Here is a 3,425-nt window from a genome sequence, read left to right on the forward strand (position 1 = left end):
CTAATATTTTAACATATTGAAAAAGGACTCTTATGAGTCTTCTACACTAAAATTGAATATAAATTGTTTTGTATAATTCGTGTACTCTAAAAAAACAGGCGTACAATAAGCCTATGGGTTATTAGTACTACTCGGCTATGACATTACTGCCTTTACACCTATAGCCTATCAACGTGGTCATCTCCCACGACCCTTTAAAGAAATCTCATCTTGTGGTGGGTTTCGCGCTTATATGCTTTCAGCGCTTATCCCTTCCCAACGTAGCTACTCTGCAATGCCACTGGCGTGACAACAGATACACCAGAGGTTGGTCCAACTCGGTCCTCTCGTACTAGAGTCAGATCCACTCAAATTTCTAACGCCCACAGTAGATAGAGACCGAACTGTCTCACGACGTTCTGAACCCAGCTCGCGTGCCACTTTAATGGGCGAACAGCCCAACCCTTGGGACCTTCTCCAGCCCCAGGATGTGACGAGCCGACATCGAGGTGCCAAACCCCCCCGTCGATATGAGCTCTTGGGGGAGATCAGCCTGTTATCCCCGGCGTACCTTTTATCCTTTGAGCGATGGCCCTTCCATGCGGAACCACCGGATCACTATGCTCTACTTTCGTACCTGATCGACTTGTAGGTCTCTCAGTCAAGCTCCCTTATGCCATTGCACTCTACGCACGGTTACCAAGCGTGCTGAGGGAACCTTTAGAAGCCTCCGTTACTCTTTTGGAGGCGACCACCCCAGTCAAACTACCCACCAAGCACTGTCCCTTCATAAGAAGGTTAGACTCTAGATAAGCAAAGGGTGGTATTTCAACAATGACTCCACAACACCTGGCGATGCTGCTTCGAAGTCTCCCACCTATCCTACACATTACTTATCCAAAACCAATACTAAGCTATAGTAAAGGTGCACGGGGTCTTTTCGTCCCACTGCGGGTAATCGGCATCTTCACCGATACTACAATTTCACCGAGCTCATGGCTGAGACAGTGTCCAGATCGTTGCACCATTCGTGCAGGTCGGAACTTACCCGACAAGGAATTTCGCTACCTTAGGACCGTTATAGTTACGGCCGCCGTTTACTGGGGCTTCATTTTAGACCTTCGCATTACTGCTAAGCCCACCACTTAACCTTCCAGCACCGGGCAGGTGTCAGGCCATATACGTCATATTTCTATTTAGCATAGCCCTGTGTTTTTGATAAACAGTCGCCTGGACCTTTTCACTGCGGCCCTACCGAAGTAGGGCGACCTTTCTCCCGAAGTTACAGGTCTATTTTGCCTAGTTCCTTAGCCATGAATCTCTCGAGCTCCTTAGAATTCTCATCCCAACTACCTGTGTCGGTTTAGGGTACGGGCTGCTTCTTTCGCTTTTCTTGGAAGTCGCTTCTCTGGATTATCACCTTGTCCGTAGACTCAGTGTACTATCGCGGTGTTACCAGCCGCTTCAACGAACTATTCCGTCAGTTCGCACCAAATATACGCCTCCGTCACTTTTAGTAAGAGCAGGTACAGGAATATTAACCTGTTGTCCATCCACTACCCCTTTCGGGTTCGCGTTAGGTCCCGACTAACCCTCAGCTGATTAGCATAGCTGAGGAAACCTTAGTCTTTCGGAGTGCGGGTTTCTCGCCCGCATTATCGTTACTTATGCCTACATTTTCTTTTCTAATTAGTCCAGCATACCTCACAGTACACCTTCAACCCTATTAGAATGCTCCCCTACCAGTTATAATAAATTATAAATCCATAGCTTCGGTAGTATGTTTATGCCCGATTATTATCCATGCCGAACCGCTCGACTAGTGAGCTGTTACGCACTCTTTAAATGAATGGCTGCTTCCAAGCCAACATCCTAGCTGTCTAAGCAGTTCAACCGCGTTTTTTCAACTTAACATACATTTGGGGACCTTAGCTGATGGTCTGGGTTCTTTCCCTCTCGGACATGGACCTTAGCACCCATGCCCTCACTGCTGATAAACATTTTATAGCATTCGGAGTTTGTCAGGAATTGGTAGGCGGTGAAGCCCCCGCATCCAATCAGTAGCTCTACCTCTATAAAACTATTAATCAACGCTGCACCTAAATGCATTTCGGGGAGTACGAGCTATTTCCGAGTTTGATTGGCCTTTCACCCCTACCCACAGGTCATCCGAAGACTTTTCAACGTCAACCGGTTCGGTCCTCCACTGTATGTTACTACAGCTTCAACCTGCCCATGGGTAGATCACACGGTTTCGCGTCTACCACTACTAACTATAGCGCCCTATTCAGACTCGCTTTCGCTACGGATCCGGACCTGAAGTCCTTAACCTTGCTAGCAACGGTAACTCGTAGGCTCATTATGCAAAAGGCACGCCGTCACCACGAATGGCTCCGACCGCTTGTAAGCGTATGGTTTCAGGTTCTTTTTCACTCCCTTATTCAGGGTTCTTTTCACCTTTCCCTCACGGTACTAGTTCACTATCGGTCTCTCAGGAGTATTTAGCCTTAGCGGATGGTCCCGCCAAATTCACACAGGGTTTCACGTGCCCCGCGCTACTCAGGATACTGCTATCTTATTAGTCTTTACTTATACGGGACTATCACCCTCTTCGGTTTGTCTTTCCAAACAATTCTAATTCATCGTAACTCGAATATTGCAGTCCTACAACCCCAGTATTGCCGTAACAACACTGGTTTGGGCTAATCCGCGTTCGCTCGCCACTACTTACGGAATCACTTTTGTTTTCTTCTCCTCCGGGTACTTAGATGTTTCAGTTCTCCGGGTTTGCTTCCATTACTGGATGACATATCTTCAATATGCCGGGTTGCCCCATTCGGATATCTGCGGATCAATTTGTATGTGCCAATCCCCGCAGCTTTTCGCAGCTTATCACGTCCTTCTTCGCCTCTGAGAGCCTAGGCATTCCCCATACGCCCTTATTTAGCTTATTGTACTTTTTGCTTTTTTAATGAGTTTATAATTAATTAAAGGCTCGTGACCTTAATTAATTACGAATTATATTACTGTAATTATGTGTGTGCAACACATAATCACCTTTAATTCAATTTTTTATGTATCTTTTTCAATATGTCAATGAACGTCTCGTGAGTCACAACAGACAATAGATGCCTATCTTCCTCTACGCAATGCTTGAAATTATGATCTCAAGACATTGTCTTGTGGAGAATATCGGAGTCGAACCGATGACCTCCTGCGTGCAAGGCAGGCGCTCTAGCCAGCTGAGCTAATCCCCCAATTACTAGTCGTTAGTAATTAGTAGTTAGTAGTAAGTTAACTACTACTCTAGCTTCTAGAATTTCCTTTTTATTAATTTAGTAGTCTCAGGCAGACTCGAACTGCCGACCTCTACATTATCAGTGTAGCGCTCTAACCAGCTGAGCTATGAGACTCTACTTAATAGATCATTTTAAATTAACAGCTGA

Annotated in this window: 2 tRNA genes and 1 rRNA gene; all 3 read right to left on the reverse strand. The window is 46.0% G+C overall.

Going from position 1 to position 3,425, the window contains the following annotated elements:
* Positions 1–101: 101 nt before the first annotated feature.
* The 3 genes from I3217_RS14995 to I3217_RS15005 all read right to left on the reverse strand — a co-directional run bounded on the left by I3217_RS14995 (position 102) and on the right by I3217_RS15005 (position 3,392).
* Positions 102–2,933, reverse strand: a 23S ribosomal RNA gene (locus I3217_RS14995).
* A 229-nt stretch (positions 2,934–3,162) separates the two neighbouring features.
* Positions 3,163–3,236, reverse strand: a tRNA-Ala gene (locus I3217_RS15000).
* Positions 3,237–3,318: 82 nt separating this feature from the next.
* Positions 3,319–3,392: transfer RNA gene (locus I3217_RS15005), tRNA-Ile, on the reverse strand.
* Between the last annotated feature and the right edge of the window lie 33 nt (positions 3,393–3,425).

Origin of the sequence: Formosa sp. S-31 (assembly GCF_051172795.1) — a bacterium.
Lineage (GTDB): Bacteria > Bacteroidota > Bacteroidia > Flavobacteriales > Flavobacteriaceae > Formosa.